This window comes from Sphingopyxis sp. Root1497 (assembly GCF_001427085.1).
Classification (GTDB): domain Bacteria; phylum Pseudomonadota; class Alphaproteobacteria; order Sphingomonadales; family Sphingomonadaceae; genus Sphingopyxis.
On sequence record NZ_LMGF01000003.1, the window covers coordinates 1,318,128 to 1,344,543 of the forward strand.

23 protein-coding genes and 1 tRNA gene are annotated in these 26,416 nt (G+C 65.3%); 14 read left to right on the forward strand and 10 right to left on the reverse strand.

The window, feature by feature from the left end; translation table 11 throughout:
- Positions 1-81 precede the first annotated feature (81 nt).
- The 4 genes from metH (at position 82) to ASD67_RS09785 (ending at position 5,253) form a co-directional block, all read left to right on the forward strand.
- Positions 82-2,709, forward strand: a complete 2,628-nt coding sequence (metH, locus tag ASD67_RS09775) for a methionine synthase (RefSeq protein WP_200938019.1) — start codon at positions 82-84, stop codon at positions 2,707-2,709.
- Between the two features lie 12 nt (positions 2,710-2,721).
- Positions 2,722-3,690, forward strand: coding sequence for a phytanoyl-CoA dioxygenase family protein (locus tag ASD67_RS09780; protein ID WP_056346378.1), 969 nt, complete (start codon positions 2,722-2,724; stop codon positions 3,688-3,690).
- 54 nt (positions 3,691-3,744) lie between these two features.
- Complete coding sequence (locus ASD67_RS23015) at positions 3,745-4,188, forward strand: hypothetical protein (protein WP_156377636.1); 444 nt, start codon at positions 3,745-3,747, stop codon at positions 4,186-4,188.
- 114 nt (positions 4,189-4,302) lie between these two features.
- Positions 4,303-5,253, forward strand: a complete 951-nt coding sequence (locus ASD67_RS09785; protein ID WP_056346380.1) for a right-handed parallel beta-helix repeat-containing protein — start codon at positions 4,303-4,305, stop codon at positions 5,251-5,253.
- Between the two features lie 107 nt (positions 5,254-5,360).
- Here the strand turns inward: ASD67_RS09785 and ASD67_RS09790 are convergent, their stop codons facing one another.
- From ASD67_RS09790 to ASD67_RS09810, 5 genes are all read right to left on the reverse strand, one after another.
- Positions 5,361-5,867 carry a YbjN domain-containing protein gene (locus ASD67_RS09790; RefSeq protein ID WP_056346382.1) on the reverse strand — a complete coding sequence of 169 codons (507 nt, stop codon included), beginning with the start codon at positions 5,865-5,867 and terminating at the stop codon, positions 5,361-5,363.
- A gap of 45 nt (positions 5,868-5,912) precedes the next feature.
- Positions 5,913-6,227: an accessory factor UbiK family protein gene (locus tag ASD67_RS09795; RefSeq protein WP_056346383.1), complete on the reverse strand. Its 315-nt coding sequence runs from the start codon at positions 6,225-6,227 to the stop codon at positions 5,913-5,915.
- A 39-nt stretch (positions 6,228-6,266) separates the two neighbouring features.
- A complete protein-coding gene (locus ASD67_RS09800) occupies positions 6,267-6,815 on the reverse strand; it encodes a TspO/MBR family protein (RefSeq protein ID WP_056346385.1) in 549 nt (182 codons plus the stop codon).
- A gap of 61 nt (positions 6,816-6,876) precedes the next feature.
- Complete coding sequence (locus tag ASD67_RS09805; protein WP_056346387.1) at positions 6,877-7,617, reverse strand: TlyA family RNA methyltransferase; 741 nt, start codon at positions 7,615-7,617, stop codon at positions 6,877-6,879.
- Positions 7,618-7,720: 103 nt separating this feature from the next.
- Positions 7,721-9,790, reverse strand: coding sequence for a protein-disulfide reductase DsbD family protein (locus ASD67_RS09810; RefSeq protein ID WP_056346388.1), 2,070 nt, complete (start codon positions 9,788-9,790; stop codon positions 7,721-7,723).
- Between the two features lie 106 nt (positions 9,791-9,896).
- Between ASD67_RS09810 and ASD67_RS09815 the strand changes: the two genes are divergently transcribed.
- Positions 9,897-11,564 carry an alkaline phosphatase family protein gene (locus ASD67_RS09815; RefSeq protein ID WP_056347245.1) on the forward strand — a complete coding sequence of 556 codons (1,668 nt, stop codon included), beginning with the start codon at positions 9,897-9,899 and terminating at the stop codon, positions 11,562-11,564.
- A gap of 18 nt (positions 11,565-11,582) precedes the next feature.
- Complete coding sequence (proC, locus tag ASD67_RS09820; protein ID WP_056346389.1) at positions 11,583-12,413, forward strand: pyrroline-5-carboxylate reductase; 831 nt, start codon at positions 11,583-11,585, stop codon at positions 12,411-12,413.
- Positions 12,414-12,507: 94 nt separating this feature from the next.
- Here proC and ASD67_RS09825 read toward each other — a convergent pair whose 3' ends face one another.
- The gene (locus ASD67_RS09825; protein WP_056346391.1) at positions 12,508-13,017 is read right to left on the reverse strand and encodes a MarR family winged helix-turn-helix transcriptional regulator; all 510 of its coding nucleotides are present in this window, start codon (positions 13,015-13,017) and stop codon (positions 12,508-12,510) included.
- 78 nt (positions 13,018-13,095) lie between these two features.
- Here ASD67_RS09825 and ASD67_RS09830 point away from each other — a divergent pair, with 78 nt between their 5' ends.
- Together ASD67_RS09830 and ASD67_RS09835 are read left to right on the forward strand one after the other, a co-directional pair.
- Positions 13,096-14,181, forward strand: coding sequence for a branched-chain amino acid aminotransferase (locus ASD67_RS09830; RefSeq protein WP_056346393.1), 1,086 nt, complete (start codon positions 13,096-13,098; stop codon positions 14,179-14,181).
- A 55-nt stretch (positions 14,182-14,236) separates the two neighbouring features.
- Positions 14,237-14,311 (forward strand) — tRNA-Gln (locus tag ASD67_RS09835).
- Between the two features lie 147 nt (positions 14,312-14,458).
- Here the strand turns inward: ASD67_RS09835 and ASD67_RS09840 are convergent.
- Positions 14,459-14,977 carry an Lrp/AsnC family transcriptional regulator gene (locus ASD67_RS09840; protein ID WP_056346396.1) on the reverse strand — a complete coding sequence of 173 codons (519 nt, stop codon included), beginning with the start codon at positions 14,975-14,977 and terminating at the stop codon, positions 14,459-14,461.
- Positions 14,974-15,435 (reverse strand): Lrp/AsnC family transcriptional regulator, encoded by a 462-nt coding sequence (locus ASD67_RS09845; RefSeq protein WP_056346398.1) that lies wholly within the window; start codon positions 15,433-15,435, stop codon positions 14,974-14,976. Before ASD67_RS09845 ends, ASD67_RS09840 begins: the two co-directional genes overlap by 4 nt.
- Before the next feature lie 255 nt (positions 15,436-15,690).
- On the opposite strand from ASD67_RS09845, the gene ASD67_RS09850 reads away from it, so the two are divergent.
- The 6 genes from ASD67_RS09850 (at position 15,691) to ASD67_RS09875 (ending at position 24,299) form a co-directional block, all read left to right on the forward strand.
- Positions 15,691-18,093, forward strand: a complete 2,403-nt coding sequence (locus ASD67_RS09850; protein WP_056346400.1) for a TonB-dependent receptor — start codon at positions 15,691-15,693, stop codon at positions 18,091-18,093.
- A gap of 59 nt (positions 18,094-18,152) precedes the next feature.
- Complete coding sequence (locus tag ASD67_RS09855) at positions 18,153-19,772, forward strand: flavin-containing monooxygenase (protein WP_056346402.1); 1,620 nt, start codon at positions 18,153-18,155, stop codon at positions 19,770-19,772.
- Positions 19,773-19,793: 21 nt separating this feature from the next.
- A complete protein-coding gene (locus ASD67_RS09860) occupies positions 19,794-20,681 on the forward strand; it encodes an alpha/beta hydrolase (RefSeq protein WP_056346404.1) in 888 nt (295 codons plus the stop codon).
- 45 nt (positions 20,682-20,726) lie between these two features.
- The gene (locus ASD67_RS09865) at positions 20,727-22,529 is read left to right on the forward strand and encodes a flavin-containing monooxygenase (protein WP_056346405.1); all 1,803 of its coding nucleotides are present in this window, start codon (positions 20,727-20,729) and stop codon (positions 22,527-22,529) included.
- 37 nt (positions 22,530-22,566) lie between these two features.
- Positions 22,567-23,787, forward strand: a complete 1,221-nt coding sequence (locus ASD67_RS09870; protein ID WP_056346407.1) for a serine hydrolase domain-containing protein — start codon at positions 22,567-22,569, stop codon at positions 23,785-23,787.
- A gap of 179 nt (positions 23,788-23,966) precedes the next feature.
- Entirely contained in the window at positions 23,967-24,299 is a 333-nt protein-coding gene (locus tag ASD67_RS09875) for a hypothetical protein (RefSeq protein WP_056346410.1), read from the forward strand.
- On the opposite strand, the gene ASD67_RS09880 is transcribed toward ASD67_RS09875, so the two are convergent.
- Both ASD67_RS09880 and ASD67_RS09885 read right to left on the reverse strand, forming a co-directional pair.
- On the reverse strand, positions 24,296-25,675 hold the full coding sequence (locus tag ASD67_RS09880; protein ID WP_056346412.1) for a sensor histidine kinase: 1,380 nt from the start codon (positions 25,673-25,675) through the stop codon (positions 24,296-24,298). The genes ASD67_RS09875 and ASD67_RS09880 overlap by 4 nt on opposite strands.
- Positions 25,676-25,680: 5 nt before the next feature.
- Positions 25,681-26,367 carry a winged helix-turn-helix domain-containing protein gene (locus tag ASD67_RS09885; protein WP_056347247.1) on the reverse strand — a complete coding sequence of 229 codons (687 nt, stop codon included), beginning with the start codon at positions 26,365-26,367 and terminating at the stop codon, positions 25,681-25,683.
- Positions 26,368-26,416 lie beyond the last annotated feature (49 nt).

Consider the following 26,416-nt stretch of genomic DNA (forward strand, 5'->3'; position numbering starts at 1 on the left):
CTCACCCCGCACCGACCGACGATGATTGAACAAGCCCTCCCCCGACCCCTCCCGCAAGCGGGAGGGGAGAAGATGGATCAGATGACCGAAACCGCTTCCTCCTCCGCCACCAATTTCGTCAATATCGGCGAGCGCACCAACGTCACCGGCTCGGCGGCGTTCAAGAAGCTGATCCTCGCCGACGACTATACCGCGGCGGTCGAGGTCGCGCGCCAGCAGGTCGAGAATGGCGCGCAGATCATCGACGTCAACATGGACGAGGGTCTGCTCGACGCCGAATATGCGATGACGACCTTCCTCAAGCTCATCGCCGCCGAACCCGATATCGCGCGGGTCCCGGTGATGATCGACAGCTCGAAATGGAGCGTGATCGAGGCGGGGCTGAAATGCGTCCCCGGCAAGCCGATCGTCAATTCGATCAGCATGAAGGAGGGCGAAGAGCCGTTCCTAGAACATGCGCGCAAATGCATGGCCTATGGCGCCGCGGTCGTCGTCATGGCGTTCGACGAGGTCGGACAGGCCGACACGATGGAACGCAAGATCGAAATCTGCGAGCGCGCCTACAAGCTGCTCGTGGGTATCGGCTTTCCGCCCGAGGACATCATCTTCGATCCCAATGTCTTCGCGGTCGCGACGGGATTGGAAGAGCATGACAATTATGCCGTCGATTTCATCGAGGCGGTCAAGGTGATCCGCGTCCGTTGCCCGCACGTCCATTTTTCGGGCGGGCTTTCCAACCTGTCGTTCGGCTTCCGCGGCAACGAGACGGTACGCCGCGCGATGCACAGCGTCTTTCTTTATTATGCGATCCCCGCCGGGCTCGACATGGCGATCGTCAACGCGGGGCAGCTCGACGTCTATGACACGATCGACCCCGAACTGCGCCAGGCGTGCGAGGATGTCGTGCTCAACCGCAAGGTTGAAGGAGAGGTGGAATCGCCGACCGAGCGGCTGATCGCGCTCGCCGAACGTTACAAGGGCAGCAATCCGGCGCAGGAGAAGGCCGCCGAGGAATGGCGCGGCTGGCCGGTCGCCAAGCGGCTCGAACATGCGCTGGTCAAGGGCATCGACGCCTATGTCGTCGACGATACCGAGGAAATGCGCCTGCTGCTGCCGCGCCCGATCGAAGTGATCGAGGGGCCGCTGATGGACGGCATGAACGTCGTCGGCGACCTGTTCGGATCGGGCAAGATGTTCCTGCCGCAGGTCGTGAAATCGGCGCGCGTGATGAAGAAGGCGGTGGCGCATCTGCTGCCCTTCATCGAGGCGTCGAAGGAGCCGGGCGCGAAGGGCAAGGGCAAGGTCGTGATGGCGACCGTCAAGGGCGACGTCCACGACATCGGCAAGAATATCGTCGGCGTCGTGCTCCAGTGCAACGGCTTCGAGATCGTCGATCTCGGCGTCATGGTGCCCTGGTCGAAAATCCTCGAGGCGGCGAACGAGAATGACGCCGACATCATCGGCCTGTCGGGGCTGATCACGCCCTCGCTCGACGAAATGGTGACGGTGGCCGAGGAGATGCAGCGCGCGGGCATGACGATGCCGCTGCTGATCGGCGGCGCGACGACGTCGAGGGTCCACACCGCGCTGCGCATCGACGTCGCGTACAAGGGGCCGGTGCTCCATGTGCTCGACGCGAGCCGCGCGGTCGGCGTTGCGACCGCGCTGGTCAGCGACACCGGGCGCGACGCTTATGTGCAGGGCTTCAAGGACGACTACGCCCATGTTCGCGACGTGCGCGCGGGCAAGGGACAGAGCGTGCTGCATACGCTCGAAGAGGCGCGCGCCAATTATTACGACGCCTATCTCAGCGACAAACCGCCGCCGCCGCTCCAGCCCGGGCTGCACCGCTTCGACGACTGGTCGCTCGAGGATTTGCGCGATTGCATCGACTGGACGCCCTTCTTCCGGGCGTGGGAATTGCACGGCACCTGGCCGTCGATCATGAACGACGAGATCGTCGGCGAAACCGCGCGGGCGCTCAAGGCCGACGCCGATGCGATGCTCGACCAGTTGATCGCGGAGAAATGGCTGACCGCACGCGGCGTCTGCGCCTTCTGGCCCTGCGCCCGCGACGGCGACAGCGTAACTATCCACCTCGCCGAGGAAGAGCGCCATGTGACGCTCCCCTTCCTGCGCCAGCAGATCAAGAAGAGCCGCGACCGCGCCAATATGTGCCTTGCCGACTTCATCGACCCGGCGGGCGACTGGATGGGCGGTTTCGCGGTCGGCATCCACGGCATCGAGCCGCATTCGGAGCGCTTTCGCGCCGACAAGGACGATTATTCGGACATCTTGCTGAAGGCGCTCGCCGACCGCTTCGCCGAGGCCTTTGCCGAGCGGCTGCACCAGCATGTTCGTACGACCTTGTGGGGTTATGCGCCCGGTGAGCAACTGACCAACGAGGCGCTGATCAAGGAGGAATATCGCGGCATCCGTCCGGCGCCCGGCTATCCGGCGTGCCCCGACCACAGCCTGAAACCGATCCTGTTCGACCTGTTGCAGGCGGGTGACACGGCCGGGCTGGTGCTCACCGAAAGCTATGCGATGCTGCCCACCGCTGCGGTCAGCGGTTTCTATTTCGGCCATCCCGAGAGCCAATATTTCGGGGTGGCGCGGATCGGCAGCGATCAGCTTGCGGACTATGCAGAGCGGCGCGGGGTCGATATCGAGACCGCGACGCGCTGGCTGCGCCCCAACCTCGACTGACGAAGGCTGTCCATGTCCGAAGTGCTTGAAATCGCCTGTCTCGAGGAATTTTGGGCGTCGCACAGCGGCAAGGGACCGCCGCTCGACGAGATGGTGGGAAAGCTGCTGCTCGACACGCTGGGCCTCGGCAACCAGCAGGTGTTCGAACAGCTTTATCAGGTGAAACCCGACTATGCGGGTTTCCAGGCGTGGATCCTCGAAACCGCCGGTCCGCCCGACCCGCGCCTCGTCGATCGCTATCACGCCTGGCTCTATGAAATGCCGCCGGGCGGGGACGCGCAAGCGCAACTCGACGCGATCGCGGCGATGCCCGACGTGCTCGACGCCGCCGCGCTCGCCCATTGGGACGCGCATGGCTATGTGATCCTGTCCGACGCGATCGGTGCAGACGAGATTGCGGCGGTCAAGGCGCTGCTCTGGGGGGTGATCGACGCGTCGCCCGACGATGTCGAAAGCTGGTTCACGGCGAAGACCAACGGCATCATGGTGCCGCATTTCCAACATCCCGCGCTTGAGGCCGCGCGGCGCAGCCCGCGCGTCCATAAGGCCTTCGCCCAATTATGGGGCGGCGAAAATCTGTGGGTGACGATCGACCGCATGGGTTTCAACCCGCCCGAGCGCGCCGACCGGCCGTTCGCGGGATCGGACGTGCATTGGGATGCCAGCCTGGTCCAGCCGATCCCGTTCGGAACGCAGGCGGTCCTCTATCTCAGCGACACTGCCGAGGATCAGGGCGCATTCCGCTGCGTGCCCGGTTTTCACAAGCGCATCGATGGCTGGCTGGCGGGCCTCGACGGCGCCAACCCGCGCGAGGCCGACCTCTCGGCGGACGTGAAGCACATCGCGGGCAAGGCCGGTGACCTGATCATCTGGCGCCAGGACCTGCCCCATGCGGCAAGCCCGAACCGCTCGGACAAGCCGCGGCTGGCGCAATATCTGACCTATTATTCGCCCAATATGACGATCCGACCCTGGCGGTAAGGGGTGGGTTTCGGACGTTTGCGGTCATGCTGCTAAGGTGGCAACTAATCAAAGATGCGCACCCAAATCGCGATTTTGCTGTTCTTGCTCGTGTCTTGCACCGATGCGCTCGGCGGCTCTTCTCGGGACGAAGTGGCTTGGGCTAAATCGCCTGATGGGCGCGTTCATGCGATCTTGCTGGAAACAAACGGCGGCGCCACGACCTCCTTCGGTTACCTGATTGAGCTTCACCCGGCGGACCATCGAGGTGAAAAGCCCGTCAATGCCGGCAGTTTATACGGCGCCGTTCGAAGTGATTGTGCATATGGCATCGACCTTCACTGGAATGACGCCAACACGCTGGTTCTCCGATTTGATAGTGCGAAGAAGATGGACGTCCCCGCATCGGTTACAGTTGCTGGCAAACGGATTCGCATCGCAGTTGAGGACGGTATGAAAAACGAGTCTGCGCCATGCGGTGGAATGGCAGCAAACCGAGCTGCAGCGAATGGCAGCTAACTGTCCCAAACCTGCCCTTAACCCATAGCACGTCAACCGTCCGCTTTCGGGACGGCGCCGATATTAACCAGCCTTGCAAACGACTGCCCCGCCCCCGTCGCCTATAGGTGCGCGATGATCCGCATTCGTCCCAGCCTCGTCACCGCGCTGCTCATCGCCGCTGCGGTTATTGCCGCCCCCGCGCCCGCGCAAACCGGTGGCGGTGCCCCCTACAGCATCGACGGCCGGGGCTTCTCGCGCCTGCAGGATGCGGTCGACGCGATCGGTGAGGGACAGGGGACGATCACCATCGCGCCGGGCTATCATCGCGACTGCGCGATCCAGACCGCCGGGCGCATCGCCTTCGTCGCCGCCGAACCGGGCCGTGCGATCTTCGACGGTGTGACCTGCGAGGGCAAGGCGGCGCTGGTACTGCGCGGCGCGGGCGCGAAGGTCGACGGGATCGTGTTCCAGAATATGCGCGTGCCCGACGGCAATGGCGCGGGCATCCGGCTGGAGAAAAGCGACCTCGAAATCGCCAACAGCCTGTTCCGCAACAGCGAGGAAGGCATCCTTACCGCTGACGATCCCGAGGCGACGCTGACCATCGACCGGTCGACCTTCTCGCGCCTCGGCCGCTGCGACCGCGGGCTGAGCTGCGCGCACAGCGTCTACACCGGCATTTACGGCCGTGTCGTCGTCACCCGCACGCGTTTCGAAAAGGGCAGCGGCGGCCATTATTTCAAGTCGCGCGGCATCCAGGTCGATGTGCGCGACAACAGCTTCGACGACACGCAGGGCACAGCGACCAACTATATGATCGACCTGCCGTCGGGATCGGTCGGCCGGATCGCGAACAACATGCTGATCCAGGGCCGCGACAAGGAAAATTACTCCGCTCTGATCGCGGTCGCCGCCGAGGAGCGCAAGAACCCGTCGCGCGGGCTGGTGATCGAGGGCAATCGCGCGACCCTGCCCGCCGGCATGGACCGCAAATCGGTGTTCGTCGCCGACTGGAGCGGCGAGGCGCTGGCGATCGGGCAGAATGAGCTGGGTGCGGGGCTGACGCGGTTCGAGAAGCGCTAAACGAATCTCTCAACCCTTTTGTGTCGAGCGAAGTCGAGACACGCTGATATCGTGCGCGCCTTCACCTGTCTCGACTTCGCGCTACACAAACGGAATAGGGGCGGGCGTCAGGCCTCGCCGCGCGTTTCGATCAGCGATGCCGCCAGCGCTTCCGCCGGGCTTTTGCCGCCCCACAGCACGAACTGGAACACCGGGTAAAAGCGCTCGCATTCGTCGATCGCGCTTTCGATCAGCGTCTCGGTCAGGTCGAGCGGCAGCGAGGCCTCGCTGCCGAGCAACAGGCCGTGGCGGAACAGGATCGTGCCGCTGTTCGACCACAGTTCGAAATGGCCGAGCCAGAGCTGTTCGTTGATCAGCGCCAGCGCTTCGTGCGCGACAGCGCGCTTGTCCTCGACGACGCGGATGTCGGGAAAAGCGAGCAGCTGGATGACGCCGTCGTCGGCGCGCCAAACGGCGCGCAGTTCATAGGTCGTCCAGCTGCCCTGCGCGGTCGCGACGATCTCGTCCTCGCCGACCATTTCGTGCGGCCAGTCGTGCGCGGCGAAATAGGACGCCAGCATTTCCATCGGCGCCGCGTCATGGCCGTCGTCTTCGTCGTAGATATCGTCACTCATGCGCGCGCCTTTAGCGACAAACGCGCAAGGTGGCGAGTCGCTGCGTCAGGCCTTGGGCTTGCGCGCCGCGGCGGGCTTGGCCGCCGGTTTGCCCGGGGGCGTCCTGACGGTATCGGCCTTGCTCACGCCTTCCAGCTTGTCGAGCCGCGCCTTCAGCGCTTCGGCCTCGGCGCGCGCGGTGGCGGCCATTTGTTTCACCGCCTCGAATTCCTCGCGGCTGACGAAATCCATGCGGCCGATCCATTCCTTGGCGCGCTCGCGCATCGCGGTTTCGGCCTCGCGGCCGGCGCCGGCGACGGTTCCGGCAACGCCATTCACCATCTTGGCCAGATCATCGAAAAAGCGGTTTTCGCTCTGCATGTCTTACTTCCTTCGTCGGGGGAGAGACCCCTTGCCGGGCTATATCTGGGTGCTTGCCGCGTGCGGGACAAGGGCTTCGGCGTCGGGATTGCGCTGATCGATCTGGAAATTGAGGATCGCGGCAAAGCTCAGCCAGATCATATAGGGGACGAGCAGCCACGCCGCCGCCTTGCGGATCGGGGCGAAGGCGAAGGCGGTGGCGATCGTCATCAGCAGGATGAACACGATCAGGTAAAAAGCCTTGGTCACCTCGTGCGCGCCGAAAAACAGCGGCGACCAGGCGAAATTGGCGATCAGCTGAACGAAGAAGAGCAGCAGCGCCATGCCGCGTCCCTTCGCCCCGCGCGCATGCAGAACCATCGCGAGCGAGAGGCCGAGGCAGATGTAGAGCGCGGGCCACACCGTGGCGAAAACCCACCCCGGCGGTGTGATCGCGGGCAGGTCGAGCGATGCGAACCAGCGATTGCCATAGCCGCTGTTCGACAGCAGCCCGGAGAGGCTGCCGAGCAGGACGACCGCTGGAACCGTCACCAGCGCCCAGCGCAGATAAGACATGCGTAGCTGACCCGGCGTGGCGATTTCCGTCATCCCCGCAATACCCCTCGCTTGCGATTCCGTTGCAGCGGTGTCGCGATTGCGCGGCGCAGCGTCAAGCGGGACCTTTGACGGCGGCGATCAGGAATTCGACATTGCCCTCGGGTCCGGTGATCGGGCTTTCGACCAGATCGACGACCGACCAGCTTTCGCCTTCGAGCCAAGTTCGCACTTCGGTGCATATACGCGCATGCACAGCCGCATCGCGGACAACGCCCTTCTTGCCGACCTCGCCGCGTTCGGCCTCGAACTGCGGCTTGATGAGCGCGACCATCCGCGCGCCGTCCTTCGCGAAGGACATCGGCACCGGCAGGACCTTCGACAGCGCGATGAAGCTCGCGTCGCAGACGATCAGGTCGATGGGTTCGGGGATATGCGCCGCCGTCAGGATGCGCGCGCTCGTCTGTTCGTGGACGATGACGCGGTCGTCCTGCCGCAGCTTCCATGCGAGCTGGTTGGTTCCCGAATCGACCGCATAGACGCGGGCGGCGGCGCGGCTCAGCAGCACGTCGGTGAAGCCGCCGGTCGAGGATCCGACATCGATCGCGACGGCGCCCGCCACGTCCCAGCCGAGATGCGCCAGCGCATGGTCGAGCTTGACCCCGCCGCGCGACACCCACGGATGGTCGCGGCCCTTGACGCTGATCGCGGCATCCGCGGCGACCTGTTGCCCCGCCTTGTCGACCTTGCGATCGCCGATGAAGGCGAGCCCGGCGAGGATCAGCGCCTGCGCCCGCGTCCGGCTTTCGGCGAGGCCTAAGTCGACAAGCAACTGGTCAGCGCGGATCTTCGCCATCAACCCAATCCCGTCATTGCGAGGAGCGAAGCGACGCGGCAATCCAGGGTGGCGTAAACCGCTCTGGATTGCTTCGCTGCGCTCGCAATGACGAACGGAAATGTCATTTTGTGGCCAAATCCGTCAGCGTGCCGGGGGTCAGGATCTGCGGCAAAATCTCGGGCTTGTCGGCGCCGGGGGCGTACCAGAGATAGAGCGGCACGCTGTTGCGGCCATGTTCGGCGAGGGTCCGCGTGATGACGGGGTCGCCATTGGTCCAGTCGCCGACGAGGGTGACGACGCCCTTCGCCTTGAAGACCTCTTGCACCGCCTCGCGGTTGATCGCGCCCGCCTCGTTCGCCTTGCACGACAGGCACCAGTCGGCGGTGAAATAGACGAAGACGGGCTTACCCGAGGCGCGGGCAGTGGTGAGGGCTTCGGGGGAAAAACGGTCGCCAGCGATGGTCGATTCGGCATCGTTCCGAGCGGCATGGACCAGCCCTCTTCCGCTGATCGCCGTGATGGCGACCGCGACGAAGAGGAAAAAGAGAACAGCCCGCCAGCCCGCCTGTCCGCGCTGTTGCCGTCCGAGCGCGTTAAAGAACACGATGGACCAGATGATGGCGGCGAGCGCCGACTGCCATCCTGCGTTACCCGCCTGTCGCCACAGCAGCCACGCGAGCGCCAGTGCCGTCAGCCCCATCGGCAGCGCCATCCATTTGCGGAAGGTTGCCATCCACGGTCCCGGCTTGGGCAGGCGGCGACGCAGCGCGGGAAGGAAGCCGATGGCGAGGAAGGGCAGGGCGAGCCCCAGCCCCAGCCCGCCGAAGATCGGCAGCGCGGCCCATGCTGGGAGCACGAGCGTCGCGCCGAGCGCGGCACCGAGCAGCGGCCCGCTGCACGGCGTCGCGACAAAGGCCGCGAGCGCGCCGGTCCAGAAACCGCCGGCCGCGCCGCCCTGGTCCGCGAGCTTTTGCCCGCCGCCGAAGGAGGGCAGTTCGTAAGTGCCGAGCAGGTTGAGGGTGATCGCGATCGCGAGCAGCAGCAGGATGAACACGCTCAGTGGATGCTGGAGCTGGAACGCCCAGCCGACCTGCTCGCCCGCCGCGCGCAGCGCGAGCAGTAGGCCGCCGAGCGCGAGGCTGACCAGCACCGCGCCCGCGGTATAGGCGAGCGCTTCGACCTTCGCTTCGCGCGCATTGCCGCCCGAGCGCGCGAGGCTCAGCGCCTTGAGGCTGAGGATCGGGAACACGCAGGGCATCAGGTTGAGGATCAGCCCGCCGAGGATCGCGCCGCCGAGCGCCGTCCAGAACAGCCCCATGTCGATACCCGGCTTGGCGACCGCGATCGGTTCGCCGGCCGCACGCACCGCGGCCGGTTCGAACGTCACCGTCAGCCCGCGCCCGTCGGCGAGCTTGACCAGCCCCGCCACCTGCCCGGTGGCGTCGCCATTGGCGCGGGTTTCGACGATGATCCAGTCGCCGTTGCGGCTGAAATTTTGCGGGGCGGGATAATCGATCAGATTCTGTGTTTCGAGGAACAGGTGCGGTGCATCGATCGCGGTACCCTCGGGCAGGGGGATGCCGAAGCGCAAGGTCTGGCCGCGGCGCTCCCACGTCCCCGGCCGGTCGAGCGGCTGCGGCAGCCGCGCGCGCCACGCGTCGAAGCGCGCGCGCGACGCCGCCGCGACCTTGCCGTCCCCTGCGGTCAGCTTGACCGACACCACCGCCTTTTCGGGCACGCAGATCTTGTCGGTGCAGGCGAGCCAGTTGGCGATACCCGACAGCGTCAGGTCGGTCCCCGGCGCGACGCTCTGGTCGACCCTGATATCGGCGAGCAGCGCATAGGGATGCTCATAGACATGGTTCATCATGCCGAAGAGCATCAGCGCCTCGGGCACCGGATAGCGGAAGGGGGCGACGGTCACGCCTTCGGGCAGGTTCCAGTCGACCGACATGCCGAACCCGGCATCGCCGCCGTTGAGCCAATAGCCGTGCCAGCCCTTGCCGGGCGTCATGCTCAGCGCCAGCGTCGATGTCGTGCCCGGCGCGGGCGTCGGCGACTCGGCGATCAGTTCGGGCGTGATGTTCACCGGCTGCGCGCGGGCGGGGGCGAGGGCGAGCGTCGCCAGCGCCAGCATGGCGAGCAGCGTGCGCCAAGCCCCTGTCACAAAAGCGTCCCTGCTGCGATCCATGCCCGTCCTATGTCCATCCATCGTTCGAGGCTTGCCATATAGGCGGCTTTCGTCGAGAGGACAGCCCGCGCTGACACCCCCTGTATCGGAGAAGCCGCCCGTGAAGATGAAATATCTCAACACCGCCCTCGCCGCCGCGCTTTGTGTCGCCGGAGCCGGTGCCAGCTTCGCGCAGGATGCGGCCGCGCCTGTACAGAAGGTCACCGCGCAGACGCCGCCGCCCAAGCTGATCGTCATGGTCGCGGTCGACCAGTTTTCGGCCGACATCTTCGCCGAATATCGTGGTAAATTCACTGGCGGCCTCGCGCGGCTTGCCTCGGGCGTCGTCTTCCCCGCAGGCTATCAGTCGCATGGCGCGACCGAAACCTGCCCGGGTCATTCGACGATCCTGACCGGCAACCACCCCGCGCACACCGGGATCATCGCGAACAATTATTTCGACCTGTCGACGCCGCGCGACGACAAGCGCGTCTATTGCGCCGAGGATGAGAGCGTGACCGGCACGACCTCGGGCAGCGGAAAATATGCCGCATCGGTCAAGCATCTGCTCGTCCCGACGCTCGGCGACCTGATGAAGGCGCGCGATCCCCGGACACAGGTCGTGTCGGTCGCGGGCAAGGACCGCGCCGCGATCATGATGGGCGGGCACCAGGCCGACGAGCTGATGTGGCTCGTCCCCACCGGGCTCACCAGCTATCGCGGCACGGCGCTGTCGCCCGTCGCGACGCAGGCCGGCGCGGCGATCGCCGCGGCGATGGCGCAGCCGCGCCCGCCGCTGCTCCTGCCCGCCGATTGCGCGGCCAAGGATATCGCGATTCCGATCGACAAGGGCGGGACCGTCGGCACCGGTCGCCTCGCGCGCGATGCCGGCAATTTCCGCGGCTTCATGGCCTCGCCCGAAGCCGATGGCGCGGTCCTCGCGACCGCCGCCGCGCTGCGCCAGACGCGCAAGATGGGCGAGGGGGACACCACCGACCTGCTCATCGTCGGGCTGTCGGCGACCGACTATGTCGGCCACACTTATGGCACCGAGGGCAGCGAAATGTGCCTGCAGATGGCGGGTCTCGACCGCGAACTCGGCGATTTCTTCGCGCGGCTCGATGCAAGCGGCATCGATTATGCAGTCGCGCTGACCGCCGACCATGGCGGCCACGACCTGCCCGAGCGCAACCGCCAGAATGCCTGGCCCGCCGCCGAGCGCGTCGACCGCGGTCTCGACGCCGACCAACTGGGCAAGGCGGTCGCCGAAAAGCTCGGCCTGCCGCAGCCTTTGCTCTATAGCGACGGCCCGTTCGGCGACATGTATCTGTCGAAGGCGCTGACCCCGGCGCAGCGCAAGGCGGCGTCGGCCGAGCTGCTCGCGCGCTGGCGCGCGCATCCGCAGGTCGAAGCCGTCGTGACCGGTGAGGAACTGGCGAAATATCCAATCTCGAAGCGTTCGCCCGACGTCTGGTCGATGATGGACAAGCTGCGGGCGTCCTACAATCCGCAGCGTTCGGGCGATTTCGTCGTCGTGCTCAAACCGCGCGTGACCCCAATCCCCGAATCCGGCCTTGGTTATGTCGCGACGCACGGATCGGTGTGGGATTATGACCGGCGCGTACCGATGCTGTTCTGGCGCAAGGGGCTGGCCGGTTTCGAACAGCCCAATGCGGTGATGACGGTCGATATCCTCCCCACGCTGGCGGGGCTGATCGGACTGCCGGTGGACGCCACCAAGATCGACGGCCGCTGCCTCGACCTGCTTTCGGGTCCGGACAGCAGCTGTCGGTAACAACGAAAAGAAAAGACCATGACCAAGACATTGCGGACTTTTTCCGGCCAGCTGTTGCTGGTCGGCTGCGGCAACATGGCTGGTGCGATGCTCGACCGCTGGCTGGCTGCGGGGCTCGATCCCGCGCAGGTCGCGATCGTCGATCCGGCGGCGGCCCCGCGCGAAGGCATCGTCCAATATGCCGCACTCGCCGAATGGCAGGCGGCGGGCGGCGATGCCGACTGGATCATGCTCGGCATGAAGCCGCAGCAACTCGGCGAAGTCGCGGGCGAACTCGCGCCGCAGGTGACCGACGACGTCCATCTGCTCTCGATCCTCGCCGGGGTGTCGTTGACCGATCTTGTCGCGCGTTTTCCAAATGCCCGCGCACAGGTGCGTATCCTGCCGAACCTCGCCGCGCGGATCGGCGCCGGGGTGTCGGCGGTCGCCAGCCTTGGCCGGACCGACGACAAGGCGGTCACCGCGCTTCTGAAACCCCTCGGCCAGGTCGTGCCGCTCGCCGACGATTCGACGATGGATCTGGTCACCGCCTTCACCGGCAGCGGCCCGGCTTTCGTCTTTCGCCTGATCGAAGCCTATGCTGCGGCCGGCGAACGGCTTGGCCTGTCGAGCGAGGACGCGCTGGCGCTGGCGCTTGCGACCTTCGGCGGCTCGACCGCATTGCTCGCCGACAGCGAGGACAAGCCGGGGGTGCTCGTTGCACAGGTCGCGAGCAAAGGCGGCACGACGCAGGCGGGACTCGACATCCTCGACGAGGGCGGCCAGCTCGTCGCGCTGATGACCAATGTGCTGCGCGCCGCGCGCGATCGCGGCCGCGAACTCGCCGATATCGCGCGCGGGGAAGGCTGACGTCGCCCCCGCGAAGGCGGGGGCCGTTGTCGGCATATCTCAGCCTCGCCGTGTCGAACTTCTAGCGGCCCCCGCCTACGCGGGGGGGCGACGCTCAGTTTTCGCTCCCCAATTTGCCGACCCGTTCGCGCTCGCGGGCCGGAAGCAACGCCTCGCTGACCTGCCAGAACCCCGTCACCGCCTGTTGCCCCGCATGGGTATAGGCGCGGCTCATCGCGTCGCGCAGAAGTGCGAAGATCGCCGCCTCGATCGCGCGGCCTTCGTCGGTGAGCCGCAGCTCCTTTTGCCGCCGGTCGCGGCCGCCGGGACGCGTCGTCAGCAGTTCGCGCGCCTCGAGGTCCTTCACCACACGTCCCAGCGACTGTTTGGTGATGCCGAGCAGCGCGAGCAGGTCCGAAATCGCGAGGCCGGGCTGGCGCGCGATAAAATAGAGCGCGCGGTAATGGGCGCGGCCCAATTCCTGCTCGGCCAGCCGCGCGTCGATCGTGCGCCATAGCGACGCATGGGCGAAAAACAGAAACTCGATACCGCGGCGGACCTCTTCCTCGCGCAAGAAAAGGGCCGAGGCACTGGGGACTTGTGAAAGAAAATTATCGTTCGGCATAGTCACCAGCGTTGCGCGAAGGGCCGCGCTTTGGCAAGAGGCGGCCTCGATTCACCCCCTGACCGAGTAGGTTCCCGCATGTCGCTCCCCGCCTTCACCCACCTGCCGCACCCCAGCAAGGTCGCGGACGAGGTACGCGCGGCGGCAATCGCGGACCCGGTGTTCGGCCGCGTCTTCACCGACCATATGGTCTCGATCCGCTATTCGGAGGAGAAGGGCTGGCACGATGCGCAGGTGATGCCGCGCGGCCCGCTGACGCTCGACCCCGCGACCGCGGTGCTCCATTATGCGCAGGAAATCTTCGAGGGGCTGAAAGCCTATCGGCTCGACGACGGGTCGATGGCGCTGTTCCGCGTCGATGCCAATGCGGCGCGTTTCAACGCCAGCGCGCGTCGCATGGCGATGGCCGAACTGCCCGAGGAGCTGTTCATCGCCGCGGTCAAGGAAGCTGTCGCCGCCGATGCCCACTGGTTCCCGCCGGTCGACGGCGGCGCGCTGTACCTGCGCCCCTTCATGTTCGCGAGCGAGGTGTTCCTCGGCGTCAAGCCGGCCGCCGAATATCAGTTCCTCGTCATCATCTCGCCGGTCGGCAATTATTTCCGCTCGGGCGCTCCCGCGATCTCGCTGTGGGTGTCGGAGGATTACACCCGCGCCGCGCCCGGCGGCACCGGTGCCGCCAAATGCGGCGGCAATTATGCGTCGAGCCTCGTCGCGCAGCGCGAGGCGATCGCCAAGGGTCACGACCAGGTCGTCTTCCTCGACGCCGCCGAGCATCGCTGGATCGAGGAACTGGGCGGCATGAACATGTTCTTCGTGTTCGACGACGGCAGCATCGTCACCCCGCCGCTGACCGGCACGATCCTGCCCGGCATCACCCGCGACGCGATCATCACGCTCGCCCGCGACGCCGGGCTGACGGTGCGCGAGGAGCCCTATGCGATCGACCAGTGGCAGGCCGATGCGGAAAGCGGCAAGCTGACCGAAAGCTTTGCCTGCGGCACCGCCGCGGTGGTCACCCCGGTCGGCAAAGTCACGCGCGGCGACACCGCCTTCACGATCGGCGCCGGCGGCCCCGGACAGGTGACCGCGATGCTCAAGGACAAGCTCGTCGACATCCAGCGCGGCCGTTCGGCCGACCCGCATGGCTGGGTGACGCGGCTCTAAGCCTGCCTTGCCATTCATGCGCCCGGCGCTATAGAGCGCCCTCGCACCGGCCCGTTGGGGCGTCGCCAAGTGGTAAGGCAGCGGCTTTTGATGCCGCCATTCGCAGGTTCGAATCCTGCCGCCCCAGCCAGCCGGTGTGACCAGGCCTTGCGGCTTTGCACAGGGCGCCTTGCGCTCCATCTGCGCTGTTCGCGCCCGCGTTAGGCGCGCTCCCGAGAGCGGCTATTTTCGACCAACAATCGAATATCGGCGCTTCGGCATTGTCTCGCTCAACAGTCTATTGGGGCGGGTCGGCATGAACCACGTTGCCGTGCCAACTGCGGAACTCATGCTCGCGTGTGTCGACGATGAACTCGTGCCGGTGCGTCGGATATTTGTTGACCTGCCGAAAAGTGACGCGTGTCACGCCTTCGATACGATAGATGTTTTCGATCGTGGCGGTCATCGCGCGCTGATCCTTGGCATACATATGCGCGAGCAGGTTATATGCTCCGGTCTTCATCGCGCAGCCCGAGCAGCGATCCATGCCGGCGATTGCCTTGTACGCCGCGCTCAGATGCAGGGGATGCACCTCGATATACATCCAGCCGAATATCCGCATGTTCGTGGCGGCGACGTCGATCAGCAGCCCATATGTAATCAGCCCGGAGTCGGTGAGGCGTTTCAGCCGCTTGCGAATGGCGGCTTCCGACAGTTCGAGCTGTCGCCCGATCGCCCGGTTGCTCGTTCGCCCATCGTCATGAAGCAAGGCCATGATGCGCCGGTCGATCGCGTCGGGGATGAAAGGCCCGCTCACAGCGATGCGATGCCCTGCTTGATGCACGCTTCGCCGATCGAAACATCCGCGGCGATTCCGCTGACCCCGGCTATGGTACCGATCCTGTTCTCGATCAGGTCGCGAAGGTCGGCCGCGCTCTGCACGAACACCATCACCTGAAGGAAGGGATTCTCGAAAAAAAGCGAGATCGAAAAGACGTTTTCGATCTTGCCGACTTCTTCCGCAATCCTTTCGGCTTCCCCGAATGCGCAGCTCACATCGATCCAGCCCAATACGCCATAGCCAGCCTTGGCGATATTTTGCTGAACCGAAAGCTTGATCACCTTCTCGCGGATCAACGTGTCGACGCGGACCGATATGGTACTCTCGGCCACGCCGAGTTTTACCGCCAGGTCACGGTTGGACGTCTGGGGCGCGTGCGCGAGAATCGCGATGATTTGCCGGTCGATCGAATCGAGGCGTTTATTCGAACCCATATGCCTCCCTCGACGTCACCGCGAGCCGGATCGCCCGAGGCGGGCATGATACCAAGCTGCCCGTAACTCAAGAAAATTCTGCGATTATCGCATGTGGTACCATTTATACGAATTATGCGTTCCAAAAACCATTTGACAGGTTCGCATACATCGGAGAACATGGGCCTCGACAAAAGCTCGACAATGAGCAGTGGCCGCGATGGGAGCGGCTGACACAGCCGCCGTAGCGCGGCGGTCGATGGGAGAGGGAAAGCCATGAATCCGAAATCCGTGCACCAAGTCCGCTTTTTGCTGGCGAGCAGCCTGCTGTCGCTGGCCCTGGCATATCCGCTGGCCGCCGAGGCGCAGGATGCTGCGGCACCCGCGGACGCGGCCGACACGTCTCCCGACGCCACCGACGGCGACATCGTCGTCACCGCGCGCCGGCGCGAGGAAGGGTTGAGCCGCACGCCGGTCGCGGTTTCGGTGCTGACCAGCGACGCGTTGCAGTCGCGAAGCATCAATTCGGAAGCCGACCTGCAGACCGCGACTCCCGGCCTGATCGTTCGTTCGACGCAGGGTAGCAGCCAGTTCAGCTATGCGATCCGCGGCCAGTCGATCGATGCGTTCAGCGTGTCGCAGCCCGGCGTGTTGACCTATGTGAACGAGTTCCAGACCAACGCGCTGAGCGCGGGATCATTGTACGATCTCGCCTCGGTACAGGTGCTCAAGGGGCCGCAGGGGACCCTGTTCGGGCGCAACACGACCGGCGGCGCGGTGCTCTTTTCGACGGCGGACCCCGAATTCGATGCGGTTCGCGGCTTTGCGCGCGGCCGCGTCGGCAATCTGGGAGCCTGGCAGGCCGAGGGGATGCTGAACGTCCCGCTCGGCGACAGCGCTGGCCTCCGCGTCGCGGGCATGATCGACCAGCGCGACGGCTTCGTTCGCAATCTGGTCAATGGCGAACGCCTCAACGATATCGATCGCTGGTCGGTGCGCGCCTCGCTCAGTTTCGAGATCGGCGATAAGATCGAGTCGAAGTTCGTTGCGCAATATGGGCGCACGAAGGGCAATGGCGATCCGCTGCTGGCCTTCTCCGCAAACGAACCGGGGTCGGTCGGGCCGAATGGGCAGGTGCTTCCCGCGACGCTGACCACTTTCTACAGTCCGATACTCGACACGCTGGCCGGACCGGGCGCCTATGCGGCGCTGCGGGCCGCCTATCCGGGAAGCCCGGCGGGCGGTTACGGCGAATATGTCTCGATCCAGCGCGCACTGGGCAATCGCGCCACCTATCTTGACGCCGACACCGGGCTCGACGCCAAAAGCGCCTTCATCATCAACACGACCACGATCGCGATCTCGGACAGCGCCGAGATCAAGAATATCGCCGGCTATTCGTACAACCGCAATATCTCGCTGTTCGACCAGGACGGTAGCCCGCTCCCCTTTTACGGGCGCGTGCAGACGCTCAATCGCGTCGAATCGCTGTCCGAAGAATTGCAGCTGTCGGGCGAGGCGATCGACAACCGGCTGAACTATATCGTCGGCATCTATTATTCGAACGAGAAACGGACGAGCGGGCAGGACTTCAACTATTTCGACCTCGGCCCCGTTGCCAATCCGATCCTCGGCCCGGTGTTCGGCGGCAGCCTGCCGCTTGGCAATCGTCTCGAGGGCGATTTCGACATCTCGAGCATCGGCGCGTTCGCGCAGTTGTCGTTCAAGCTCACCGACGAACTGAGCGCGACGGGCGGCATCCGTTACACGCAGGAGCGGAACAAGTTCACCGAGGTGTCGGGTTTCGCGCCCTTCTATCCGGCGGGGATCGTTGAAAAACGCAAGGACAGCGAACCGAGCTGGACGCTTGGCCTCGAATATCAGGCGACGCCCTCGCTCTTCTTCTACGGCACCTATCGTGGCAGCTGGCGCGGCGGCGGCTTCAACTACAACGCGCCGCCGGTGAACGCGATCGCCGAACTCGGCGGCAATACCTTCAACCCCGAGAAGATCGAGGATGTCGAACTCGGTGCGAAGTTCAACGGCCATCTCGGCACGGTGCGCACGCGCGCCAATCTCGCCGTCTATAAAAGCTGGGTCGATGGCATCCAGCGCATTGCTTATCTGACCTTCCCCGATGTCGGACCGGGCGGTGCGACCGTCAACGCCGACGGCGCCACCTTTCAGGGGGTTGAGTTCGATGCCGAGGTCACGCTGGCGCCCGGCGTGGTGATCGGCGGTTCGTTCAACCACACCGATCCCAAATATCGCGGCGACACGCAGCAGACGCTGTTCGGCACCTTCATCGATTTCACGACCTTCGCCGACGTGACCAGATATTCGGGCAGCGGCTACATCGACGTGACCACGCCGCTCGGGGGGAACACGGGCGAACTGCGCGCGCGCCTCGATGTCTATGCCCAGTCGAGCCTCTATTTCTCCAACTATGGCAAGAGCGGCGCGCCGGGGACGCTGCTTCCCTCCTACGAGTTGGTGAACGCGCGGATCGGGCTCGACAATATCGGCGGGTCGGGGGTCTCGGCAGCCTTTTTTGCCAAGAACATCTTCGACAAGGAATATTTCGTGGGCGGCATCGGGCTCGGCACCGCGGGCGGATACAATCTCGCCGTGCCGGGCGAGCCGCGCACCTACGGCGTCGACGTCAGCTTCCGCTTCTGACTCCTCCCCCTGTCCCGGCCAGCGCCTGGCCGGGACGTCTTTCCCCAGGAGTGAAATCCATGATCGAACTCGATGCGATCGTCATCGGTGCCGGCATGTCGGGCATGTACCAGCTTCATCTTCTGCGCGGCCTGGGACTCACCGTCCAGGCGCTGGAGGCGGGCAGCGAAGTGGGCGGCACCTGGTACTGGAACCGCTACCCCGGCTGCCGCTTCGATTCCGAAAGCTACAGCTATTGCTTCTCGTTCGACGAGGAGATGCTTCAGGAGTGGGACTGGAGCGAGCATTTCGCGCCGCAGCCCGAGACGTTCGCCTATCTTCGGCGCGTCGCCGACAAGCTCGACCTGCGAAAGGACATCCGCTTCGCGACGCGGGTCGTCTCGGCGCACTGGGACGAGGCGGACGGTCGCTGGGTGGTGCGTTGCGACGACGGCTATGCAGTGCGTGCCAAATATCTGGTGACCGCCATCGGAATATTGTCGATCCCGGTCATTCCCGATTTTCCGGGACGCGGCAGTTTCGCGGGGGCGTCCTTCCACACGTCCGACTGGCCGCGCGGCGGCATCGACCTGTCCGGAAAGCGGGTCGCCGTGGTCGGTACCGGCGCGACCGGGATCCAGGTCATCCAGGAGGTGGCCAAGATCGCGGGCCACCTTACCGTGGTGCAAAAGGAGCCCAATTGGAGCAAGCCGCTCTGCAACGCGCCGATCGCGCCCGATGAAATGGCGGACATCAAGGCGCGCTATGCCGATATTTTCGAGTCCTGCCGAAGCAGCGACGCGGGCTTTCTCCACAATTGGGACCCGCGTTCGACGTCGGACGTCAGCGATGCGGAACGCGAGGCGTTCTACGAACAAAAATATGGCGAGCGCGGTTTCGCCTTCTGGCTGAGCAATTTCGCCGACCTGTCGGTCGATGAAAAGGCCGCGCGGCTCGCGAGCGATTTTCTGGCGCGCAAGATCCGCGAGCGCGTGACGGACCCTGAAACGGCCGAGAAACTGATTCCCACCGACCATCTCTTCGGCACCCGGCGGGTGCCGATGGAGACCGGCTATTATGAGGTGTTCAACCAGCCCAATGTCGATCTCGTCGACGTCAACGCCGACCCGCTGCGCGCGATCACGCCGGGCGGCATGACATTCGACAGCGGGTTCGTGCCGCTCGATGTCATCATCTATGCAACGGGCTTCGACGCGGTACGCGGGGCGTTCGACCGCATCGAGATCATGGGGCAGAGCGGCCTCACGCTGCGGGAGAAGTGGGACGACGGTCCCGTCACCTTCCTCGGGCTGCAGAGCCACGGCTTTCCGAACTTCTTCATGATCGTCGGCCCGCACAGCGGCGCGACCTTCTGCAACGTACCGCGCTGCGCCGAGCAGAATGTCGAATTCATCGCCGACCTTGTCGGGCATATGGAGCGCCGCGGCCTGGCACGATGCGAGGCCACGGTGGCGGCCGAGCAGGACTGGACAAAACAGGTTCTCGACCAGGCCGACCTCCTGCTCGCCGGCAAGACCAACAGCTGGTTCACCGGGATCAATCACAACATCGCCGGGCGAAACGAACGGAAGATGCTCCTCTACACGCTGGGGCAGCAATTTTTCCTGCAGGTCTGCCGCGAGACGGTCGAGCAAGATTATCGCGGTTTCGACATGGCGCCCGCGCGTTCGGCCGCCTGAACCGCCGCAAAGGAGAGGACCATGCCCAGCGACGCCTTCCAATCCCTCGTCGAACAATTGTTCGCCTCGCCCATGCCGACCGACATTATGGAAATGCGCGAGGCGTACCGCGCCATGGGCGACGCCTTCCCGCTCCCGCCCGATGTCCTGGTCGAAAAGGCGACGCTCGGCGGCCGGCCTGCCGAATGGCTTAGTGTGTCGAAGGCCCCCAGCCACGCGATCCTGCTCGTCCACGGCGGCGGCTATTGCATCGGCGGGCTGGACTCGCACCGTCACCTCGGCGGCGAGATCGCGCGGCAGACGGGCAGCCGGGTGGCGGTGATCGACTATCGCCTTGCGCCCGAACATGCCTATCCCGCCGGGCTCGAGGATCTGAAGCTGGCCTATTCGGACCTGCTTGCAGGGGCGGGCGGCGAGAAGATCGCCCTCGTCGGTGACAGCGCCGGCGCGGGGCTGGTGATGGCCCTGGTGGCCGAACTGCTGCGCGAGCAGCGCCCGCTGCCGGCAAGCATCTATTGCATGTCGCCCTGGGCCGACCTTTCGGACACCGCGACATCGCGAACCTTGAAGCGCGACGTCGATCCGCTTGCCAATGCCGACCTGCTCGCGCGGATGGCCGGCTTTTACGCCGGCGACATCGCGGTCAGCGATCCGCGCGTCTCTCCCGCCTTCGCAGACTTTCGCGGCTGCCCCCCGGTCTTCATCCAGGCGGGAACCGCCGAGGTGCTGATGGACGACGCGCTCAACCTCGCGAAGTCGCTGGGGGATGCCGACGTCGATGTCGATGTCGAACTGCGCGCGGACATGGTCCATGTCTGGCCCTGGTTCTTTCCCGCGATCCCCGAGGGCGCCGAAGCGCTCGCGCGCGCTTGCCGCTTCCTCTCGCGCCACTTTGGCGGGGGCGCCTGATCATGGCGCCCGCTGTCCGCTGTCCCCCGCAGAAAGGCCTCCCCGATGCTTGACGATGTGATGCCCGCCGCCGAGGACGATCTCGAATGGGCACGCGCCAAATATGGTGCCGAACGTGATAAGCGTGCGGGACGCCGCGGCCGGACCGCGTATCGCACGCCCGATACCGGGATCGCGATCGACCTTGCCGACACCTATGTCCCGCGCATCGAGCGCGCGGCGCGCGACGAACAGGTCGAGGCGCTTGTCATCGGCGCGGGTTTTGCCGGGCTGATCGCGGCGATCGAGATGCGCCGATGCGGGGTCGGGCCGATCCGCATTCTCGACACGGCGGGGGATTTTGGCGGGGTGTGGTACTGGAACCGCTACCCGGGCGCGCAGTGCGACGTCGAATCCTACATCTATCTGCCGTACCTTGAGGAAACCGGCTATATTCCCAGCGAGAAATATTCGCACCAGCCCGAAATCCTCGCGCATGCCCAGCGGTTGGGGCGGCATTTCGACCTTTATAAGGATGCGCTGTTTCATACCGGCGTGACCGACGTGCGCTGGTCCGACGCCGAGCGCTGGACGGTGCGCACCGACCGCGGCGACACGATCCGGTCCAATTTCGTCGTCATGGCGGGCGGTGGCCAGGATCAGCCGCGGCTTCCCGACCTTCCGGGCCTCGACGCCTTTCGCGGTCGCATCTTTCACAGTTGTCGCTGGGACTATGAGTATACCGGCGGCGACGCGTCGGGCAATTGCACCGGGCTGGAGGGCAAGCGGATCGCGGTTGTCGGAACCGGCGCTTCGGCGGTGCAGGCTGTTCCCTATATCGCGCCGTCGGCCGCGCATCTTTATGTCCTACAGCGCACGCCGGTCGTCGTGGGCGAGCGGCTGAACAAACCGACTGACCCCGCCTGGGCGGCGACGCTCGAACCCGGCTGGCAGGACCGCCGGATGCTCAACTATTCGACGCTCGTCCTCGGCGGCCAGCAGGACGAGGATCTGGTCGACGATGGCTGGACGCACGCGACCGCGGAGCTTGCCAGCGTCTATGGCGGCGACCGGAAGGAAAGCGATGTTTCGGCCGAGGCAGCCGCGGAAGCCGCCGAGCGCGCCGACCTTCGCTATATGGCGAAACTTCGGGGTCGCATCGACCGCGTGGTCCACAAGGACGCGGCCGCCGAGCTGCTGAAACCATGGTACCGCTATTTCTGCAAGCGACCCACTTTCAACGACCTCTATCTGCCCGCCTTCAACCGGGACAATGTCGAACTCGTCGACGTGAGCGGAGCCGCCGGCCTGGAACGGCTCACCGAAACAGGGTTCGTCGTCGACGGGAGCGAATATCCCGTCGATGCGATCATCTTCGCCTCGGGCTTTGCCAGCGACCTGTCCTCCCGCAAGGGCTATGAGATCGCCGGGCGTGGCGGGGTGACCTTGCGCGAACATTGGCGCGACGGCGCGCGCTCACTCCACGGGTCGCTGATCCACGGCTTTCCGAACCTGTTCCTGATGGGAACGGTGCATGTCGGGCTCACGATCAATTATACCGAGATGATGCTGCGCCAGGGGCGCCATCTTGCCCGGACGATCGAGCTGGTGCGCGAACGCGGCTTCGACGAAATCGAAGCGAGCGCACAGGCCGAGGATGATTATGTCGAAGCGATCGTGGATGCGCGCGAGGCCGATGTCGCCTTTCACGCCGCTTGCACGCCGGGTTATTTCAACAACGAGGGCATGCCCGTGAAGCGCGGCAAGGGACTCACCGACGCCGTTTACCCCGGCGGTCTCTTCGCCTGGGTCGAGATGGTCACCGACTGGCGCGAGCAGCAGGGCTTTGCCGGCGCGACGCTCCGGTGACGGCGCGGCGCTATCTGGAAATCGACAGGAGAGGCTGATGACATTTGACCGGATCGAGCGTTCGACGATTGCCGGCACCATATACGGGCATGTGGATTCCGCTTTTGCAGAACTGGCGGATATCTTCACCGCGAACTTCGAGGCGCGGGGCGAGGTCGGCGCGAGCCTCTCGCTCTTTCACGAAGGGCGGCTTGCGGTTGATCTCTGGGGCGGTCGCAAGGCCGTGGGCGGCGACGCGTGGGACGAAGACACGATCTCGATCGTGTGGTCGAGCACCAAGGGCATCGCGGCGATCGCCGCGCATCACGCGGTCGAGAGGGGCCATATCGACCTCGACGCGCCGATCGCCCGCTATTGGCCCGAATTCGCCCGCGAGGGGAAGGAAGATGCCACCGTCGCGATGATCCTCGATCATTCGGTCGGGGTTCCCGCGCTGCGCGATCCGGTGAAGCCGGGGGGCTTCGCGGATTTCGACTATATGTGCGACCGCGTCGCTGCCGAGCGCCCGTTCTGGGTTCCGGGAACGCGCCACGGCTATCACGGCCATACTTATGCCTGGACGCTCGGCGGGCTTTTTCGCCGCGCCGTCGGCGTGCCGCTCGGCGAATATATCCGCAGCGAGCTGGCGGTGCCTCTGGGTGCCGATTTCTGGCTCGGCCTGCCGACCAGCGAACATCGGCGGGTGGCGCCGATGGTCTATCCGACCGATCCGCTGTTCGGCGGCCAGTCGCGCGCCAACCATGCGATCGAGAATGAACCCGGTGCGCCCTTCACGCTGATGATGACCAACGACGGCGCCTATGACTGCAACGACCCGGCCTATTGGCCGGTCGAGATCGGATCGCTCAACGGCATGACCAATGCGCGGGGGCTGGCCACCCTCTATTCGGCGCTCGCCAATGGCGATCTGCTTGCCGCCGATACGGTCGCCCGCATGGGGCGGACGGCCAGCGCGAGCCACCTCGATGCGACGCTGCTGATGCCGATGCGGTTCGGGCTGGGTTTCATGAAGACGACCGACAACCGGCCGGCTTCGCATCTCGTCGACTGTACGCTCCTCCTCTCCGAGGATGCGTTCGGTCATGTCGGTTTTGGCGGTTCGGTCGGCTTCGCGGATCCCGCGGCGCGCATGGGGTTCGGCTACACGATGAACCGGATGGGCGCGGGCGTGATGGTCGGCGATCGCGCGCAACTGCTCATCGACGCCGCCTATCGCGCGCTTGGTTACCGATCGAAAGCGAGCGGCGCCTGGGTGTGAGGGCGCCGACAAATCCGAAACAGGGGCCGGGCCGGGCGAACCATCGAGCGCACGGAGCAATGACATTACCGCCGCGTAATTTGTTGGCCATGCACCGGCAGCGCTGACGCAGCTATGCGGTGTCCTGCACGCGCAGGATATCCGCGGCTCCTTCGGTTGCGCGTCCTGCGGAGGATGACATGGCCTTGCCCGTTTCCAGCGCCGAGCTCGACGAGCGCACGTGCCGGCTGATCTGCCCGATCGCGGCGGCGATGGTCGGCGTCTGTTTGACGGGGATCGGCATCTTGCAGGTCAGCATCAGCGTCGCCCGGCGCACGACGGCCGCCGACGATTTGCTGGCGATCGACGCGCTGCTGTTCCTCACCGCGATGCTGTCATCCTATTTCGCCCTGCGGCTGAATTCGTCGCGGCGGCTGCATCGGCTCGAGCAACTCGCCGATGCCAGCTTCATCGCTGCGATGCTGTTGATGACGATCGCCTGCTTCGTCATCACCTATGCCGTGCATATCTAGGATAGGTGACGCTCGGCGGCGATCGGCAAGGCCAGCCGCACCAGCAGCCCATGCGGAGAATGGGATTCGAGTCGCATCGTGCCGCCGTGCAGGTGGGCGATGGTTTCGACGAGCGACAGGCCAAGCCCCGCTCCGGTGCCGCCGCGCGCCGGGTCGAGGCGGACAAAGCGCTGCGCGGCTTCGGCCATCTGCTCGCTGGTCAGGCCCGGACCGTCGTCGTCCACCGTCAGGTCGATGGTGTTGCCGTCCATCGGGTGTGCGCCGATCCGGATCGTCGACCCGCCGGCGGCATATTTGAGCGCATTGTCGACAAGGTTCGACAGCGCGCGCATCAGCAATTCGCGGTGGGCGAATATGTCGAGTTCGGTGGGCGCATCGACCACTATCGCAAAGCCGCGATCCTCGGCCAGCGGGCCATAGACCTCCGCCGTGTCATCGAGCATCGGACGCAGGGCAAAGCGCGTGAACTGGTCGCGGCCGATACCGGCCTCGGCCCGGCTGATCTCGAGCGCGGTGTCGAGCAGGCGGTGCAGGCTGTCGGCTTCCTCGATCGCGCCGGCGATCGCGGCCTGCGCCTCCGCATCCTTTGTCCGCCCGAGCGCCTGTTCGAGGCGCGCCTTCATCCGCGATACCGGCGAACGCAGATCATGCGCCATCGAATCGGTCACCATGCGCAGTTCGCGCACCAGCCCTGCGATGCGGCCGAACATCGCGTTGATCGAGAGCGCCAGCCGGTCGAAGGCATCGCCGGTTTCGTCGCGCTCGACGCGGGTGTCGAGCTTGCCGCCGACAAACGCGTTGGCCGCGCGTGAGAAGACATCGATCCGGCGCGCCAATATCCACGCCACGAGCGCGGCCATCAGCGCAGCGATCAAAAGCCCGACGGCGAGCGCGTAGAAAAAGGCCGTCTCGCTGGCCTCGGCCAGTTGGCGCTGCGCTTCCAATGTCTCGCCGGTCAGCAGGGCATAGCCGCCGGGCAGGCGCGCGGTGACCACGCCCATCGGTTCGGCGGCGGTGGCGCCTTCGCGGGTGAGCGACCTTTGTCGCCAGTGCGCGGTGTCGGCGACGGTCGCCGGCCATTCGCGCAGATTGCCCGCCAGGCGCTTTCCGTCCGGCGCTTTCAGCAGGACGATGAAATTGCGATCGTCGCGCGCCTTCAACCGGTAATCGATCGCCTCGATCAGGCCGGGCAGGCCGAGCTGGCGGTAATCGTCGATCAGGTCGTCGCGCGCGACTTCGGCGGCGGTGCGCGCGTCGGACAGGATCGTCGCCGAGGTGAATCGGTGGATGACGGTCAGCCCCAGCGCCAGCGCCGCGACCTGCGCGAGCACGAGCATCAGCGTCAGGCGGACGATCGTGCTGTTGCCCCAACGCATACGGCCTAGTCCGGATCGCCGAGCATATAGCCGGCGCCGCGAATGGTGTGGACGAGCGGCTTGTCGAACCCATCGTCGACCTTGCGGCGCAGCCGGCTGACATGGACGTCGACGACATTGGTGCCGGGGTCGAAATGATATTCCCAGACGCCCTCGAGCATCATCGTCCGGGTCACCACCCGATCCTTGTGACGCAGCAGATATTCGAGCAAGCGGAACTCGCGCGGTTGCAGGTCGACGCGCTTGCCGGCACGGGTGACGCGGCGATTGAGCAGGTTCATCTCCAGGTCCTGGCACGCGAGAATCGTTTCGGCGGTCGTCGCGCCCGATGGCCTGGCCATCAGCAGTTGCAACCGGGCGAGCAGTTCCGAAAAGGCGAACGGCTTGGTGAGATAATCACTTGCACCCGACGTCAGCCCTTCGACCCGCGCATCGACCGCGCCGAGCGACGAGAGAATGATGACGGGGGTGGCGATGTGCGCGGCGCGCATCGCGGCCAGCACCGCCATGCCGTCCATGCCGGGCAGCATGCGGTCGAGGACGATCGCGTCGTAACTGCCGTCGGTCGCATGGAACAGGCCGTCGCGCCCGTCGCTGGCATGGTCGACCAGAAAGCCTTGTTCGATCAGGCTTTTGCAGACGAAATCCGCCGTCGTCCTATCGTCCTCGATCACCAATATCTTTTGCGACATCGCGAAACTTTCCAACCCGGAGCGGTGTGTCCGACAGGCGTCTATACGC